This is a genomic window from Collinsella sp. An307, assembly GCF_002161805.1.
In the GTDB taxonomy this organism is placed as follows: domain Bacteria; phylum Actinomycetota; class Coriobacteriia; order Coriobacteriales; family Coriobacteriaceae; genus Coprousia.
Window position 1 is genome coordinate 53,415 of sequence record NZ_NFIP01000009.1, and the last position, 16,886, is coordinate 70,300.

Consider the following 16,886-nt stretch of genomic DNA (forward strand, 5'->3'; position numbering starts at 1 on the left):
GACGGGCAGCCGCGTTGCTCGGCCACCCGCACCTTGCAAGAAAGGTCCCGACCCGTGCTCGAACTCAAAGGCATCACCAAGGACTACCCCTCGGGCGACACCGTCGTCCACGCCCTCAAGGGCATCTCCGTCACCTTTCGCGACCAGGAGTTTGTAAGCATCCTTGGCCAGTCGGGCTGCGGCAAGACCACGCTGCTCAACATCATTGGCGGCCTTGACCAGTACACCCGCGGTGACCTTGTTATCAACGGCCGCTCGACCAAAAGCTACCTCGACCGCGACTGGGACACCTACCGTAACCACAGTGTGGGCTTTGTGTTTCAGAGCTACAACCTCATTCCGCACCAGACGGTCATCTCCAACGTAGAGATGGCGCTGGTGCTCTCCGGCACGCCCAAGGCCGAGCGCCGCCGCCGCGCGGAGGAGGCGCTGCGCCGGGTGGGCCTGGGCGAGCACCTCAAGAAGAAGCCCAACCAGCTTTCCGGCGGGCAGATGCAGCGCGTGGCCATCGCCCGCGCCATTGTGAACGACCCCGAGATCATCCTCGCCGACGAGCCCACCGGCGCGCTTGACACCGAGACCTCCGTTGAGGTGATGGAGATTTTAAAGGAGCTCTCGCGCGACCGGCTCGTCATCATGGTCACGCATAACCCGCAGCTGGCGGAGGAGTACTCCGACCGCATCGTGCGCATCTCGGACGGTCTCATCACAAGCGACACCGCGCCGGTGGATGCAGCGCGCGAGCGTCTCACGCCCGAGGAGATTCAGGCGCACGCCGTGGCGGACGTCAAAAAGGGCAAGCGGCAGATGAGCTTCCGCTCGGCGCTCTCGCTTTCTGCCAACAACCTCATGACCAAGAAGGGCCGCACGCTGCTCACGGCGTTTGCCGGGTCCATCGGCATTATTGGCATTGCGCTTATCCTCTCGCTCTCGGACGGCGCGCAGAACTACATTGCCGAGACCGAGCAGTCCACTATGGGAAGCTACCCGCTCACCATCAACGAGACGAGCGTGGACATGGCGAGCATGATGACCTCGATGATGGGCTCTGCCGCAGAGACCGCCGCGAGCGCGGTGGAGGAGGGCACGGTCGCCTCCAAGGACCTGGTGACCGACATGGTGACCGGCGTGGCCGATGGCGCCAACGAGAACGATATGCCCACCATTAAGGAGTGGCTCGACTCCAACCCCGATGACATTGACGACATCACCACGGCGATCGAGTACACCTACGACGTGCCGCTCAACATCTACGCAAGCGACACCTCGGACGGCCCCGTGCAGGTGAACCCTGCGACCGTGATGGACGCGCTGGGGTTCTCCATTGGCGAGACGCAGGGCGAGATGCTCTCTTCCATGGGCTCGTCCTACGACGTCTTTACCGAGCTTCTGCCCAACCGTGACACGTGGAAGACCGATTACGAGGTCCTTGCTGGGCATATGCCCGAGAGCTGGGACGAGGTCGTGCTGTACGTGGACGAGAACGGGCGCATCTCCGACTACACGCTCTATGCGCTGGGGCTGCTTGACCAGAGCGACCTGCGCGGCATGATGGCAGACGTGGTCGCCGGCCGCGAGGTGGAGGAGGTCGAGGGGACGAGCTACACCTACGACGACCTCATGGGGCTCACGTTCAAGCTCGTGCCCGAGGCGTCGAAGTATGCCGAGCAGGCGGACGGCACATGGGCAGATAAGAGCGACGACGATGCCTATATGGCGGACGTGATCAACTCCGCCGAAGAGCTGCACGTGGTAGGTATCGTGCGCCCCGCCGAGGGTAACGACGAGACCAACTGGGGCACGCTGCTCTACACGCCCGAGCTTATTGAGCATGTGATTGAGCTTGGTGACGAGAGCGCCGCCGTGAAGGCGCAGGAGGCGGACCCCACGACGGACATCTTTACGGGCCTGCCGTTTGAGGAGAGCTCGACCGGGCTCACGATGGAGGCCATCGAGCTCATGCTCGACCAGATTGGTGGCGAGCAGGCAGCTCAGCTGCAGTCCTATGTGGACGAGCTCCGCGCCGAGGGCCTCACGGACGACGAGATTGCCGAGGCGTTTTCCGAGCAGATGGCGAACCAGACCGACAACGCCACCTACGAGGGCAACCTCGAGCTGCTGGGCAAGGGCGACCTCGACAGTCCCTCGACCATCAGCATCTATCCCATCGACTTTGAGGCGAAGGAAACCATCGACAAGCTCATCGCCGACTACAATGCGCAGATTCGCGCCGACGGTGAGGGGACCGAGATCCAGTACACCGACATTGTGGGCATGCTCATGTCGAGCGTGACCGACATCGTGAACGCCATCACCTACATCTTGATTGCGTTTGTGGCCATCTCGCTCGTGGTGAGCTCGATCATGATCGGCATCATCACCTATATCTCGGTGCTCGAGCGTACGAAGGAGATCGGCATCCTGCGCGCCATCGGTGCGAGCAAGCGCGACGTGAGCCGTATCTTTACGGCGGAGACGTTCATTATTGGTCTGGTGAGCGGCCTGCTTGGCGTAGGTATTACGGTGCTTCTGGATATCCCCGTGAACGCGATCATTTACGCGGTCGCCGGGGTGGAGAACTTGGCGGCGGTGCCGGTTGGTCCGGGTATCGCGCTCGTGGTGATATCGGTTGCGCTCTCGTGGGTGGCGGGCTTGGCGCCCAGCCGCATGGCAGCCAAGAAGGATCCGGTCACGGCCCTGCGCACGGAGTAGCCTGGCTTCCCCAGACGCCGCACCTCGGCGCTCAATCGTTGGGCATGGCCGCAAGGCCTATGCCCTCCTCTTTCGCACCGATCTGCGGCACCTGGGAAACCCAGTCCTGTGTGCGATAAAACTCGACAACTCGACAAATCAAAACGTCGAGTACTCGACAAAACTTGCGTCGAGTACTCGACGTTATGTTGGGCGTATTGCCTGGGCGGCCCTACAGGTCGCGGTAGTCGATGAGCTTGAGGTCGGGTTGGGCCTCGAGCCAAGCGCGGAGCTCGGGCGAGACGAGGGCATCGACCTCTTTGGTGCGGTCCTCGGTGAGCGAGGACGTGCTCAGAATGAACTGGTCCAGGTAGCCGGGGTGGCAGACAAATACCACGGTCTCATCGGTGCCCATCTCCTCCACCGTTTCGCGGATCGCGGCGGCAGGATTGTAGCCGGGCGTCATCGAGCGCATCACCATGCGGACGGGCGTGGTGCCGCACGTGACCGTTGCTGCCGGATCGAACGATGCCGCCTGATAGCGGTAGCCATGCTCGCGCGCAACGTGCTCGATGGCACGGTTGAGGTTCTCGGAGACCACGGCGTGCGCCTCGAAGTAGTCCGGGTCGCGTCCCACGACCTCGAGGAAGCGTGCGAGCTGCGCCTCGATCTCTGCGACGGCCTCCTCAAAGACCACGAAGTCCTCGCCGCGCTTGAACGCCTCGCGGTAGGTGCGGCTGCTCTTGAACTGGCCGTTCTCGTCAATCAGAGAAGGAATCGCGGCAGGGTCGGAGCAGGGCGTGCCGAGGCAGAGGTTGGTGTGCTGGCCGATGGCGATGTCTGCATCCCGCACCCAGTCGACGCCGCGCGCCGTTTCGGGCATGTTGGGCATAACGCCCACCGATCGGATGAGTCCCTCGTGGACCGTGCGGGCGATACCGACGTTCACCGCGTGCGAATATCCAATGTCATCGGCGCGGATGAGCAGCTGCTTCATGTGAACCTCCCGAAGCGGATTGTCGTCTTCTAGCGCGGCGCGTAACAAGGCAATTGTGCCCTGATGTGAAGACGTTTTTCAGTTATTCAATAATCCTGCGCAGAGTGCGTGACTATCCAGCATGATGTGCGTCGGATTTCCCAGATAGACGCAGGGGAAGGTGCGGGGGGATACTTCGCCCTTTCGCCTGAGATTATTGAATAGCTGCATTTCTGAGACAGGGGCGCGGCAATTTGAAGCGGGCGCAGCCCAGCCGAATCGCAAGAACGATGTGCAGCAAAATGTATTGACGCTATATCAATAAACGTCAATTTGTGCAGAGCATAAGGAGAATGGAGAAATCCGAGGTTCTCAGCTATATCTCAAAATCCTTAACTAAAATACTTTAACTAAGTTTTTTGAGAGAATTGGTTGTGAGCCGCTCTCAATAGACTCCGGCGCGTCGGCAGATCCGCGTGGCGCTCCGTTCACACGAGATGAAGGGCTTCGCGCCCGGAAAGGACAGATCATGGATTTCGAGAAGATGCGTGAGGTTATCTCCGAGACCGTCGGTTGCGACCTTGAGAAGGTTACCCGCGAGGCCAAGCTCGAGGAGGACCTCGGCGCCGACTCCCTCGCCGCTATGGAGCTCGTTATGGCTCTTGAGGAGGCCTTTGAGGTCGAGATCGACGATGCCGAGCTCGATCAGTTCAAGACCGTGGGCGACCTCGCTGACTACGTCGAGGGCAAGCTCGCCTAACTGCTGTTTCGATGCCCGTGAGGCATCGCCTAAAAACGCATCTGCGCCTCGCCTCCTAGGCCCCGCGCAGGTGCGTTTTTGTCAGGGTGCGCGGGCGCGCGCCACACGTGTGAAGGAGGACCCATGGGCGTGAAAGCTCAGGACATCTACGATCTGATGGACCGTTTCGAGGCGGGTAGCGCCACGCGCCTCAAGCTCAATTGGGATGGTGTCGAGCTCGAGCTCGAGAAGGGCGGGGCGACCGCTCCCGTGGCGCCGCAGATCATGCCGGTCGCCGTGCCGGCCATGCCGGGTGCTGTAGCGCCCGCGCCCGTTGCCGCTCCGGCAGCCGCACCTGCAGCCCCGGCGCCCGCCGAGGCCGCGCCCGCGCCGGTTGCGAGCGACGCGCCCGCCATTACCGCCCCGCTCGTGGGCGTGTTCTACGCCGCGCCCGCGCCCGACAAGGACCCCTACGTCCAGCCGGGTGATCACGTGAAGAAGGGCGACACGGTCTGTCTGCTCGAGGCCATGAAGATGATGAGCGAGGTCGAGGCCCCCTGCGATTGCACGATCGAGGAGGTGCTCGTCGCCGACGGCGAGCTCGTGGAGTTTGGCGCGCCGCTCATCCGCTATCGCGAGGACTAACGGGGCCGCCATGTTCAAGCGTATTCTGATCGCAAACCGCGGGGAGATCGCCGTCCGCATCTTCCGCGCGTGCCGCGAGCTCGATATCGAGCCCGTGGTGGTGTACTCCGAGGCGGACCGCGAGGCGCTGCACGTGCAGCTCGCCGAGCACGCCTACTGCATTGGCCCGGCGCCCTCTGCGGAGAGCTACCTCAACGTCGACGCCATCCTCACCGTCGCCAAGGCGGCACACTGCGACGCCATCCATCCCGGCTACGGCTTCCTTTCCGAGAACGCCGACTTCGCGCGTCGCTGCGCGGAGGAGGGCATCGCCTTTATCGGTCCGTCTGCCGAGGTCATCGAGCAGATGGGCAACAAGGCCGCCGCGCGCGAGCTCATGAAGAGCGCAGGCGTGCCCGTGGTCCCCGGCTCCGACGGCAGCGTACCGGACGCCAAAACAGGCGCCAAGATTGCCGAGGAAATTGGCTATCCCGTCCTCATCAAGGCCGCGGCGGGCGGTGGTGGCCGCGGCATGCGCCGCGTCTTTGACCCCGCGCAGTTTGAGGACCTCTTTGAGGAGGCCCGCGCCGAGTCGCGCGCGTGCTTCAACGATGACGAGATGTACCTCGAGAAGCTCGTCCTGAACCCGCACCACATCGAGTTCCAGATCATGGCAGACGCCCACGGCAACGTGGTCGAGCTCGGCGAGCGCGACTGCTCCATCCAGCGCCGTGGCCAGAAGATGATCGAGGAGACCCCCTCGCGCCAGCTCACGCCCGAGCTCCGTGCCGAGATGGGCGCCGCCGCCGTGCGCGCAGCCCGCGCCGCCGGCTACGTGAACGCCGGTACCATCGAGTTCGTCCTCGACCCCTCGGGCGCGTTCTACTTCATCGAGATGAACACGCGCATTCAGGTTGAGCACCCCATCACCGAGATTGTGACGGCCACGGACCTCGTGCGCGAGCAGATCCGCGTGGCCGCCGGCCTCACCCTCAGCTTCACGCAGGATGATATCCGCCCGCACGGGCACGCCATCGAGTGCCGCATCAATGCCGAGGACCCTTCCCGCAACTTCTTGCCCGTGCCCGGGCACGTGGGCTTTTTGCATCTGCCCGGCGGCGCGGGCGTGCGCGTGGACTCGGGCCTCTATGCGGGCTGTGAGCTGCCGCCGTATTACGACTCGCTCATCGCCAAGCTCATCGTCTGGGCGCCCACGCGCCTCGAGGCCATCCGCCGGATGCGCCGCGCGCTGGAAGAGACCATCGTCGACGGCCTCACTACCAACATCGACCTCTTGCACCAGATCATGTACCACCCCCAGTTTGTGCGCGGCACCTACGACACGTCGTTTATCGACGCCAACCTCGAAACGCTTCTTGCTTGGAGCGCGGGCGTGGACGAGGAGCTGGCCGAGGGCGCCGCTGCAACCGATGCTGCAAAGGAGGGCGAGGCCTGATGTCCGGAATCCTTGCCGAGCGCCGGCGCCGTCTGCTCGCGCTCAAGAAGCTTCGCGGCGGCGCGCCTGCGGTAGAGGCCGAGCGCCGCACCTGCCCGGGCTGCGGGCGGCCCTTGGTTGAAGAGGAACTCGTCGCCAACCAGCGCGTTTGCCCCTACTGCGGCTTCCACTTTGCCATGCCCGCGCGCGAGCGTCTCGCGCTCGTGCTGGACGACGGAAGCTTCCGCGAGCTCGACCGCAACCTCGTCTCCAAAAACCCGCTCGACTTCCCCGGCTATCCCGAGAAACTGCGTGACCTGCAGAAAAAGACAGACCTCGCCGACACCCTCGTCACCGCGACGGGCAAGATCGGCGGCGCGCGCGTGGCCGTGGCCGCGCTCGACACGCGCTTTCTCATGGGCAGCATGGGTGCCGTGGTGGGCGAGAAACTCACTCGTCTGATTGAGCGTGCCGCGCGCCAGCACCTGCCGCTTATCGTGTTTTCCGCCTCGGGTGGCGCGCGCATGCAGGAGGGCATCATCTCGCTTATGCAGATGGCCAAGACCTCCGCTGCTATTGAGCGCTTTTCCACGCGCGGCGGCCTCTTCATCTCCGTACTCACACATCCCACCACGGGTGGCGTGACCGCGAGCTTTGCGAGCCTCGGTGACATCATGCTTGCCGAGCCCGGCGCGCTTGTGGGCTTTGCCGGCCCGCGCGTGATCGAGCAGACCATTGGCGAGAAGCTCCCCGACGGCTTCCAGAGCGCCGAGTTCCAGATGGAGCACGGCTTCATCGATGCCGTGGTTCCGCGTGCGCGCATACGCCGCACACTCATCCGCCTGCTTGCGCTTCATGGCAAGGGAGGTGCCGAATATGTCCGCTAACAGCACCAACGAGAACACGCATGAGGTCACGGCCGTAAGCGCCGATACGACCGCAAGCGCTGGCGCACCCCGCGCGGCAATCACGGTGGGCGCGCCCACCGCGGCGGAGCGCGTGGCATTGGCGCGCCACCCCGGTCGCCCCGGCACGGCCGAGATTGTGGAGGCCCTCTTTAGCGACTTCTTCGAGCAGAAGGGCGACCGCTCCTCCACCGATGACCCGAGCATTATGGGCGGCATCGCCCTTTTTCACGGGGTCCCCGTCACGGTACTCGGCCATCGCAAGGGCTCCAACATTGAGGAGCGCGTCGAAATGAACTTTGGCATGCCCTCGCCCGAGGGCTACCGCAAGGCGCAGCGCATCATGCGCGCCGCCGAGAAGTTCGGCCGCCCCATCATCACCTTTGTTGACACGCCTGGTGCCTACCCTGGCCTCGAGGCCGAGGAGCACGGTCAGGGTGAGGCCATCGCCCGCACCATCGAGCTCATGAGCGCACTCACCGTTCCCACCATCGCCGTCATCACCGGCGAGGGCGGCTCGGGCGGAGCGCTCGCGCTCGCCGTGGGCAACCGCGTGCTCATGCTCGAGAACGCCGTCTACTCGGTGCTCTCGCCCGAGGGTTTCGCGAGCATCCTGTGGAAGGACGCGAGCCGCGCGGACGAGGCTTGCGAGGTCATGAAGCTCACCGCGGCAGACCTCCTCTCCCTCGGCGTGATCGACGCCGTGGTGCCCGAGCCCGAGGGCGGCGCGCACGAGAACCCGCAGGCGCTCTACCAGGTGCTCGACACCTATCTCACTCGCGAGCTCGCGCGCGTGACCAAGATGAGCCGTACCGCGGTGGCCGAGGATCGCTATCGCAAGTTCCGCGCTATGGGCGCCGCCGCCGTCAAGAGGGGGCGCGCATGAGGGGCGTGAAGATTGTCGGCACCGGGTCGGCGCTGCCGAGCCGTGTTGTCACCAACGACGACATGGCGCAGATGGTCGATACCTCCGACGAGTGGATTTCCACCCGCACGGGCATTCGCTCGCGCCGCTGGTGCGCCTCGGGCGAGAACCAGTACACGCTTGCTCGCGACGCCGCAAAGCGCGCGCTCGACGCTGCCGGCATCACGCCCGATGAGGTGGGGGTGTGCCTCGTGGCGACCTTCACGGCCAGCGCGGCAACGCCGTCTGCGGCCTGCCTCATCCAGCGCGACCTGGGCCTAGCCGAGGACACCTTCTGCCTGGACGTCAACGCGGCGTGCGCGGGCTTTGTCTATGCGCTTGCGGTGGCAGAGAGCCTGCTTGCCCGCGGTGGCAAGCGCTACGCCCTGGTGGTGGGTGCCGAGGAGCTCAGCCGCGTGATGGATATGGCCGACCGCACCACCTGCGTGCTCTTTGGTGACGGCGCCGGCGCGTGCGTGCTTAAGGCCGCGGAGGGCTATCCCTCCCTGCACGCGGTCTGGGGCTCGCGCGGCAACGGCGAGGCGCTCGCCGCGCCGGGCGTGAACGCCGCGCGCGACGAGGCGGGTGCGGTGCGTCCGTCGTATCTCGCCATGGACGGCCGCGCGGTCTTTCGCTTTGCGACCGAGGTGCTGCCGCGCTGCTGCGCGGAGGTGCTCGAGCGCGCGGGCGCCTCTGCCGCAGACGTCGACCGTTACGTATTCCACCAGGCAAACAAGCGCATCGTGGACGTTGCCGTGAGAAAGCTCGGGCTCGACTCCGCCAAGTGCGCCGGCAACATCGACCATACGGGCAACACGAGCGCGGCGAGCGTGCCGATCCTTTTGGATGAGCTCGTGCGCGAGGGCGCCCTTGGCCCGGGCGACCGCGTGGTGCTCGCAGGCTTTGGCGCCGGCCTCACCTGGGCGGGCTGCTTGGCCGAGCTCGCATAGACGCTCATTTGGGGACGGGGTCGTTTTGCTCATGAAGCGGCCTGCCCCCAGCGTGACAGCAAGGCATGAGCAAAACGACCCCGTCCCCAAACAGGCGGCGGCAAAACGATAGAAAGGGTTGCGACTACCTATGAAGAAGTTGAACGAGATTCTGGGGACCGAGTTCCCCATCATCCAGGGAGGCATGGCCAATATCGCCACCGGCGCGTTTGCGGCCGCGTGCTCCAACGCCGGCGCGCTCGGCCTTGTGGCCGGCGGCGGCCTCGACGGCGAGAGCCTGCGCAAAGAGATCCGCGCTGCCCGCGCCGCGACGGACAAGCCGTTTGGCGTGAACCTCATGCTCATGAACCCGCACATCGACGAGTGCGCGCGGGTCGTTATCGAGGAGGGTGTCTCGGTCATCACCACCGGCGCCGGCAACCCCGCTAAGTACATCGAGGCGTGGAAGGCGGCCGGCATCAAGGTGTTCCCCGTGGTTGCCGCGCCCATTCTTGCCAAGCGCCTCGCGCGCCTGCCCATCGACGGCATCATTGCCGAGGGTACCGAGTCCGGCGGGCACGTGGGCGAGGCCACCACGATGGCGCTCGTTCCCGCGGTGGTCGATGCCGTGCCGGGGCTTCCCGTCATCGCGGCGGGCGGCATTGCCGACGGCCGCGGCATGGCGGCTGCCTTTGCGCTCGGCGCCTGCGGTGTGCAGATTGGCACGTGCCTGCTCGCGAGCGAGGAGTGCCCCATCCACCAGAACTATAAGGAGAAGGTCGTCTCTGCGGGCGTGAACGACACCGTGGTCACGGGCCGTCCGGCGGGTGCCCCCGTGCGTTGCCTCAAGAACAAGATGACCAAGAAGTATCTGGAGCTCGAGCGCACCGACACCAAGCGCGATGAGCTCGAGGCCCTCACCCTCGGCAGCCTCCGCCGCGCGGTGTTTGACGGCGACGTGGACACCGGCAGCTTTATGTGCGGCCAGGTGGCGGGCATGGTGCACGAGGTGCGGCCCGTCCGCGCCATTCTGGAGGACATGATGGCCGGCTGCCGCTCGGTCATTGCCGGATTGGAGGCGTAAACGTCATGGCGTGCGCATTTCTCTTTGCCGGCCAGGGCTCGCAGCATGCGGGCATGGGCCGCGACCTGTACGAGGCCTACCCGACGTTTGCCCGCGTGATTGACGCGGCGGACGAGGCCGTCGACTTTGACCTCAAGACCCTTATGTTTGAGGATCCCGAGGGCAAGATCTCCGATACCGCCTACACCCAACCGGCGATGGTCGCCTTTGCCTGCGGCGTGGCGGCGGTGCTGGCGGAGCGCGGCATCGAGGCCGACTTTGCCGCCGGCCTTTCGCTGGGCGAGTACTCCGCCCTCGCTTACGCGGGCGTGTTCGAGCCGGCCCAGGCCGTGGCGCTTGCGGCGTTCCGCGGGCGCGCGATGGCCGACGCCGCCGCGGGGCGCGACACCGCGATGATCTCCATCTTGGGTGCGGACCGCGCCCAGGTGGAGCAGGCGGTCGAGGCGGCCCAGGCAGCGGCTGCCGCGGGCGAGGTCGTTGAAGTCTCCAACTACAACTGCCCTGGTCAGACGGTCATTGCCGGTGACGCCGCGCCTGTGGCCGACGCCGCGGCACGCGCCAAGGAGGCGGGTGCGCGCCGCTGCATCCCGCTCAAGGTCTCCGGCCCCTTCCACACCTCGCTTCTGGCTCCTGCGGGCGAGGCGCTCCGTGAGCGCTTTGTGACCGAGAGCTTTGGCGCCATGCGCGTGCCGGTGCTCTTTAACACCCTTGGGCGCGAGATGGGCGAGGCCGAGCTCGACGCCGCATCACTTACCGGCAACACGGCCGAGGTTGTGCCCGGCCTCCTTGTCCGCCAGGTGCAAAGCGCCGTGCGTATGGAGGAGACGATTCATCGCCTGGCCGAGCTCGGCGTCGACCGCGTGATCGAGATCGGTCCGGGCAAGGTGCTCTCGGGCCTTGTGCGCAAGACGGAGCCCGGCATTACCTGCACGCCTGTTGAGACGGTGGCAGACGTCGAGGCCCTCGCGTAGTAATCAACGGTGACTAAAGGGGCGGGGCGGCTTGCCGGCCCCGCGCAAGAAAGGATCGCCATGCAGGACTATCCCAAGAACCTCGCCGGTAGGTGCGCCATCATCACCGGCGGCAGCCGCGGTATCGGCCGTGCCGTCGCACTCGAGCTTGCAGCGCGCGGGGCAAACATCGTCTTTAGCTACGCGGGCAACGCCGCCGCGGCAGAGAAGACCCGCGCAGATGTTGCGGCGTTCGGCGTCGAGGTCCGCGCTATCCAGGCCAACGCGACCGACCCGGAGGCGGCGGGCACCTTGGTGGATGCGGCCAAGGAGCTCGGCGGGGTGGATATCCTCGTCAACAATGCCGGCATCACGCGCGACAAGCTCGCCGCGCGCATGAGCGCCGAGGATTTTGAGGCCGTCATCGCCACTAACCTCACGGGCGCATTCCTTATGACCAAGGCGGTCCTGCGCCCGATGATGCGCACCCGCGCCGGTGCCATCGTCAACCTGAGCTCGGTCGTGGGCCTGCGCGGCAACGCCGGCCAGGCCAACTACGCCGCTAGCAAGGCAGGCCTTATTGGCATGACCAAGTCCATCGCCCGCGAGGTCGCCGCTGTCGGCATCCGTGTGAACGCGGTCGCCCCCGGCTTCATTGCAACCGACATGACCGACGCTATGTCCGAGGCCGCGCGCACCGCAACGCTCGCCCAGATTCCGGCGGGCCACCTCGGCGAGCCCGAGGACGTGGCGCATGCTGTCGCGTTCCTCGTCTCCGACGAGTCCGCCTACATTACGGGGCAAGTTATAGCCATCGACGGCGGCATGTCCATGTAGCCGGACGACTCGGGCACGCCGCCTCGCCGCTCAAGCGTTCGGGCATGGCCCTCGGGCCTATGCCCTCCGCTTTCGTGGCGATCCGGCGCACCCGAGGCGCCCGGAGGTTTGTCGAAGGCTTTCGATTTTTATTGACCTCTCCCGAAAGGAGCCATCCATGAGCACAGAGAAGCGCCGCGTGGTCATCACCGGCATGGGCGCGGTGACCCCCATCGGTCACACCGTTGCCGAGAGCTGGGACGCCGTTCGCGCCGGCACCTGCGGCATCGGCCGCATCACCCGCTACGATCCCACCGACCGCAAGGTGACGCTCGCCGCCGAGGTGAAGGATTGGGATGCCGCCGAGCTTCTGGGCAAGCAGCGCGCCAAGCACCTCGCGCGCTTCACCCAGTTTGCCCTTATCGCCGCCCGCGAGGCCGTGGCCCAGGCCGCCCTTAACACCGACGCTATCGACGCTACACGCGCCGGTGTGATCGTGTCCTCCGGTATCGGTGGCGTCGAAGAGACCGAGAACCAGCAGACGAGCTGCTTGAAACGCGGCTTCGACCGCTGCTCGCCCTTCTACATCCCCTCCGGCATCTCCAACATGGCGGCCGGCGAGGTTGCCATCGAGATGGGCTTCAAGGGCATGTGCACCTGTCCGGTGACCGCCTGCGCCGGCGGCTCCAACGCGGTGGGCGATGCCTTCCGCCACATCCGTGATGGCTATGCCGAGGTCATGCTCGCCGGCGGTTCCGAGGCGGCCATCACCCCGCTTTCCATCGGCGGTTTCACCACCATGCGCGCCCTCCACACGGGCGACGACCCCGCTGCGGCGTCCATCCCCTTTGACGCGCGCCGTTCGGGCTTTGTGATGGGCGAGGGTGCCGGCATGCTCGTGCTCGAGGAGCTCGAGCACGCCCGCGCTCGCGGTGCCCAGATCATTGCCGAGGTTGTGGGCTACGGCGTCACCTGCGACGCGCACCACATCACCGCGCCCGCTCCCGGTGGCGAGGGCGGTGCCCGTGCTATGGCGCAGGCGCTTGAGGATGCGGGCCACGTCGCGCCCGAGGCAGTGGGCTACATCAACGCCCACGGCACCTCGACGCCCTTGAACGACCGTAGCGAGACCGCAGCCATCAAGACCGTCTTTGGCGACCACGCCTACGAGCTTGCCGTGTCGTCCACCAAGTCCATGACAGGTCACATGCTCGGTGCCGCAGGTGCGGTCGAGGCGATCTTTACGGCGCTCGCCCTTCGCGACCAGTACCTGCCCGCCACCATCGGCTACGCCGAGGCCGACCCTGACTGCGACCTCGATTACGTTCCTGGCGAGGGCCGCGCGGCGGACATTGCCTACGCGCTTTCCAACTCGCTCGGCTTTGGCGGGCACAACGCGTGCCTGCTCCTCAAGAAATGGGAGGGCTAACCCATGGCTGATAACGCTGTTGCTACCGAGGCGAGCGCACAGCACCTTGTGCTCGACTCCAACCAGATCGCCCAGATCCTGCCGCACCGCTATCCCTTTGCGCTTGTCGACCGCATCACCGATGGCGAGGCGGGCGTATGGGCACGGGGGCGTCTCTGCGTGAGCACCTCGAGCCCGGTGTTTTGCGGCCACTTCCCGAGCTACCACGTGCTTCCTGGCGTGCTCATCGTCGAGGCCCTCGCCCAGACGGCAGCCGTGGCCATGCTCTCGCTTCCCGAGAACACCGGTAAGCTCGGCTTCTTTGCCCAGATTAAGGACGCTCGCTTTAAGCAGCAGGTGCGCCCGGGCGACGTGCTCGAGCTCGAGGCGCGCGTGACCCGCACCCGCGGCGCCTTTGCCTTTATCGACGCCGAGGCACGCGTCGACGGCAAGGTCGCGGCCACGGCCGAGCTCACGCTCGCGCTGGGCTCCGGTGAGGGTGTACGCTAGGCGCGACCGCGCACCTAGGGGGTTATATGCTCGAAGATCGGTTCAACGAGGTGTACAGCAAGTTCAAATTGCATTTCTACCGTGAGACGTTTGCGCGTTTCCAGAATCGCGAGGCGAGTCTCACCACGGTCGAGTCCTTTGCCATGGAGGCCATCTACGCGCTCGGTGCGCCGACGATCCATGAGTTTGCGGACTTCATGCGCATATCCTCATCAAACGCCGCCTACAAGATCGGCAGCCTCATCCGCAAGGGCTACGTCGAGAAGGTGCAGTCAGAGCTCGACGGGCGCGAGTACCACCTGCGCCCCACGCAGAAGTACCTCGACTACTACAACGTGAGCGCCTCGTACGTGCACGAGGTGATCGAGCGCATCAAGGAGCGCTTCTCGCCCGAGGACCTCGCTAAGCTCGAGGAGATGCTCACCGTCATGTCCGAGGAGCTCATGCCCGAGGTGACGCCGCAGCATTCCGTTTAATCGGCGAGTCGGGAGAGAAATGCCTTGGTACGGGCCTCGCGCGGGCGGTCGATGACCTGCTCGGCGGGGCCTTCTTCTACAATCTGGCCGCCGTCGAGAAAGACGACTCGGTCGGCCACCTCGCGGGCAAACGACATCTCGTGCGTCACGATGACCATCGTCATGTGCTCGGCGGCAAGGCTTTTGATGACGCGCAGCACCTCGGCGGTGAGCTCGGGGTCAAGGGCGCTCGTGGGCTCGTCAAAGAAGAGGACCTCGGGGTGGAGGGCGAGGGCGCGCGCGATGCTCACGCGCTGCTGCTGGCCGCCGGAGAGCTGGCAGGGCACCTTGTCCTCGCAGCCGGCAAGCCCCATCTTGGCAATGAGCTCGCGCGCCTCGCGCTCGGCCTCCGCACGATCGCGCTTCTGCACGCGGCGCGGGGCATCGGCGATGTTTTGCAGGACCGTGCGGTGCGGGAAGAGGTTGTAGTTCTGGAACACGAGGCCAAAGCGGCTGCGCGCTGCCTTGAGGGCGTCGCCTTTGGCATATACCGTGCGCCCCGCCTCGTCGTGCGCCACCGTGAGGTCGCCAAAGGCGAGGCTGCCGCCGTCGAGGGTCTCAAGCAGGGTGGCGCAGCGCAAAAGCGTTGACTTGCCGCCGCCGGAGGGGCCGATGATGGCCACGACCTCGCCCGGGCTCACCTCGAGGGTGACGCCGCGCAGGACCTCGTTTGCGCCAAACGCCTTGCGGGCGCCGGCAAGCGACATTACGTACTCAGTCATGGTAGTAATCCAGCCTCTTCTCGACCGCGCCGAGCACGATCTCGACGAGGAAGTTGAATACCCAGTAGAACGCGGCGGCGATGGCAAAGGGCACCATGCTCACCTGCGAGGCGACGAGCGCCTTGGCGGTGGAGAACATCTCGGCCACGCCGATGGAGAAGGCAAGCGAGGTGTCTTTCACGAGCGTGATGATCTCGTTGCCCATGGCGGGGAGAATGCGCTTTACCACCTGCGGAAGCACGATATAGCAGAAGGTCTGCGCGCGGGCGTAGCCAAGCACCTCGGCTGCCTCGATCTGGCCGCGCGGAATCGACTGCAGACCGGAGCGGTAGATTTCGGCAAAATAAGCGGCGTAGTTGACGATGAATGCAACAATGGTCGCTTGCCACTTGGAGTCAGGTGTGAGCTGGATGCCAAAGACATAGTACGGTGCGAAGTAGATGGCAAACATCTGGAGCATAAGGGGCGTGCCGCGCATGATGGAGATGTAGACGCGCACAATCCAGCGCACGGGCGCGATGCGGCTCATGCGCGCAAGCGCCACGGCCACGCCGAGCGGCACAGCGCCGAGAAGCGTGAAGAGAAATATCTGGAGGCTCACGAGGAAGCCCTCGGTGAGCATCGTCAGCATGACGGAGAAGGACATACGCGGCCTTTCGGATGCAGCAAGACGCGGATTTGCGCTGAGCGGCGCCCATGCCGGTTGGGCGGGCGCCGCAAGGAATGAGTGTATCGTGCCCGGTAGGGGAGGGTCTACTCGAGGACCCAGTTCTCAAAGGAGATGCCGTACTCGGCGTACTTGTCGCAGAGCTCCTGCGCCGTGCCGTCCTCAACGAGCGCACGCAGCGCCTCGTTGACGGCCTCGGCGGTGGCGTCGTCGCCCTTCTTGAAGCCGACGGCGTAGTGCTCCTCAGAAAGCATCTCGGGCAGCTGGGTGTAGGCGCCCTCGTTGGCGGCCATCTGGTACTCGGCGATGGAGAGGTCGCACGCCACCGCGTCGACCGCACCGCTCTCGAGCTGCATAAACGCGGTGTTGTACTCGCCTATGGTCTCGAGCGAGGCAAAGGTTGCGGTAAGGCTCGCCTGGTCGCCCTCGAGCACGTCGAGTGCGGCGGAGTCAACCTGGGTGATGACGGCCTTGCCGGCAAGGTCGTCGAGGCTCGCGATGCCGCTGTCGGCGCGCACGACCACGACCTGGCCGTTTAGCATGTAGGGCTCGGAGAACGTGTAGCCGTCCTCACGCCCCTCCATCGTGAAGCCGTTCCAGATGCAGTTGATGGCACCAGAGCCCAAGAGGGCGTCCTTGGCGTCCCAGTCGATGGCCTCGAGCTGGACGTCCCAGCCCTCGCGGTCGGCAACGGCCTGGGCGAGGTCGAGATCAAAGCCGGTGTACTCGCCGTCGTCGCCCACAAAGCCGTAGGGCGGATAGGACTGGTCAAAGCCAACGATCAGCGTACCGGTGGCAACGGCGCTCGTGTCGTCGCTAGAGGCCGGCGCGGACCCGGCGCCGGCAGAGCCTGTTGCCGTGCCGCCCGTGGAGCAGCCGGCGAGGAAGGCGACGGACCCCAGGGCGGCGGCGCTAAGGCCGAGGAACGCGCGACGGTCGAGGGAGAGGGCGGAGATGGTCTTCATGAGCTATCCTTCCAGAAAGTACTTTACTAAACTAAAGTGAATTACG

Annotated in this window: 17 protein-coding genes; 13 read left to right on the forward strand and 4 right to left on the reverse strand. The window is 65.4% G+C overall.

Annotation, left to right across the window (positions count from 1 at the left end):
• The first annotated feature begins 54 nt into the window (after nt 1-54).
• Entirely contained in the window at nt 55-2,712 is a 2,658-nt protein-coding gene (locus B5F89_RS08320; protein ID WP_087431317.1) for an ABC transporter ATP-binding protein/permease, read from the forward strand.
• Nucleotides 2,713-2,923: 211 nt separating this feature from the next.
• Here the strand turns inward: B5F89_RS08320 and B5F89_RS08325 are convergent, their stop codons facing one another.
• Complete coding sequence (locus tag B5F89_RS08325) at nt 2,924-3,688, reverse strand: ChbG/HpnK family deacetylase (protein WP_087431318.1); 765 nt, start codon at nt 3,686-3,688, stop codon at nt 2,924-2,926.
• A gap of 508 nt (nt 3,689-4,196) precedes the next feature.
• Here B5F89_RS08325 and acpP point away from each other — a divergent pair.
• From acpP to B5F89_RS08385, 12 genes are all read left to right on the forward strand, one after another.
• A complete protein-coding gene (gene acpP, locus B5F89_RS08330; protein ID WP_087431319.1) occupies nt 4,197-4,427 on the forward strand; it encodes an acyl carrier protein in 231 nt (76 codons plus the stop codon).
• 123 nt (nt 4,428-4,550) lie between these two features.
• The gene (gene accB, locus B5F89_RS08335) at nt 4,551-5,051 is read left to right on the forward strand and encodes an acetyl-CoA carboxylase biotin carboxyl carrier protein (protein WP_087431320.1); all 501 of its coding nucleotides are present in this window, start codon (nt 4,551-4,553) and stop codon (nt 5,049-5,051) included.
• A 10-nt stretch (nt 5,052-5,061) separates the two neighbouring features.
• A complete protein-coding gene (gene accC, locus B5F89_RS08340; protein ID WP_087431321.1) occupies nt 5,062-6,486 on the forward strand; it encodes an acetyl-CoA carboxylase biotin carboxylase subunit in 1,425 nt (474 codons plus the stop codon).
• Nucleotides 6,486-7,352 (forward strand): acetyl-CoA carboxylase, carboxyltransferase subunit beta, encoded by an 867-nt coding sequence (gene accD, locus B5F89_RS08345; protein ID WP_087431322.1) that lies wholly within the window; start codon nt 6,486-6,488, stop codon nt 7,350-7,352. The genes accC and accD overlap by 1 nt, the downstream gene beginning before the upstream one ends.
• Nucleotides 7,342-8,256 (forward strand): acetyl-CoA carboxylase carboxyltransferase subunit alpha, encoded by a 915-nt coding sequence (locus tag B5F89_RS08350; protein WP_204230654.1) that lies wholly within the window; start codon nt 7,342-7,344, stop codon nt 8,254-8,256. The genes accD and B5F89_RS08350 overlap by 11 nt, the downstream gene beginning before the upstream one ends.
• Nucleotides 8,253-9,224 (forward strand): beta-ketoacyl-ACP synthase III, encoded by a 972-nt coding sequence (locus tag B5F89_RS08355; RefSeq protein WP_087431324.1) that lies wholly within the window; start codon nt 8,253-8,255, stop codon nt 9,222-9,224. Before B5F89_RS08350 ends, B5F89_RS08355 begins: the two co-directional genes overlap by 4 nt.
• 130 nt (nt 9,225-9,354) lie before the next feature.
• Nucleotides 9,355-10,287 carry a nitronate monooxygenase gene (locus B5F89_RS08360; protein ID WP_087431325.1) on the forward strand — a complete coding sequence of 311 codons (933 nt, stop codon included), beginning with the start codon at nt 9,355-9,357 and terminating at the stop codon, nt 10,285-10,287.
• Nucleotides 10,288-10,292: 5 nt separating this feature from the next.
• Nucleotides 10,293-11,258 carry an ACP S-malonyltransferase gene (locus tag B5F89_RS08365; RefSeq protein WP_087431326.1) on the forward strand — a complete coding sequence of 322 codons (966 nt, stop codon included), beginning with the start codon at nt 10,293-10,295 and terminating at the stop codon, nt 11,256-11,258.
• 60 nt (nt 11,259-11,318) lie between these two features.
• A complete protein-coding gene (gene fabG, locus B5F89_RS08370; protein WP_087431327.1) occupies nt 11,319-12,074 on the forward strand; it encodes a 3-oxoacyl-[acyl-carrier-protein] reductase in 756 nt (251 codons plus the stop codon).
• A 157-nt stretch (nt 12,075-12,231) separates the two neighbouring features.
• Complete coding sequence (gene fabF / locus B5F89_RS08375) at nt 12,232-13,482, forward strand: beta-ketoacyl-ACP synthase II (RefSeq protein ID WP_087431328.1); 1,251 nt, start codon at nt 12,232-12,234, stop codon at nt 13,480-13,482.
• 3 nt (nt 13,483-13,485) lie between these two features.
• On the forward strand, nt 13,486-13,971 hold the full coding sequence (fabZ, locus tag B5F89_RS08380; RefSeq protein WP_087431329.1) for a 3-hydroxyacyl-ACP dehydratase FabZ: 486 nt from the start codon (nt 13,486-13,488) through the stop codon (nt 13,969-13,971).
• Nucleotides 13,972-13,997: 26 nt separating this feature from the next.
• Nucleotides 13,998-14,447 carry a winged helix DNA-binding protein gene (locus B5F89_RS08385; protein WP_087431330.1) on the forward strand — a complete coding sequence of 150 codons (450 nt, stop codon included), beginning with the start codon at nt 13,998-14,000 and terminating at the stop codon, nt 14,445-14,447.
• Here the strand turns inward: B5F89_RS08385 and B5F89_RS08390 are convergent.
• The 3 genes from B5F89_RS08390 to B5F89_RS08400 form a co-directional block, all read right to left on the reverse strand.
• Nucleotides 14,444-15,208 (reverse strand): amino acid ABC transporter ATP-binding protein, encoded by a 765-nt coding sequence (locus tag B5F89_RS08390; protein WP_275532098.1) that lies wholly within the window; start codon nt 15,206-15,208, stop codon nt 14,444-14,446. The two genes, B5F89_RS08385 and B5F89_RS08390, sit on opposite strands and share 4 nt — an antisense overlap.
• Entirely contained in the window at nt 15,201-15,854 is a 654-nt protein-coding gene (locus B5F89_RS08395) for an amino acid ABC transporter permease (RefSeq protein ID WP_087431332.1), read from the reverse strand. The genes B5F89_RS08390 and B5F89_RS08395 overlap by 8 nt, the downstream gene beginning before the upstream one ends.
• A gap of 107 nt (nt 15,855-15,961) precedes the next feature.
• Nucleotides 15,962-16,840, reverse strand: a complete 879-nt coding sequence (locus tag B5F89_RS08400; protein WP_087431333.1) for a transporter substrate-binding domain-containing protein — start codon at nt 16,838-16,840, stop codon at nt 15,962-15,964.
• Nucleotides 16,841-16,886 lie beyond the last annotated feature (46 nt).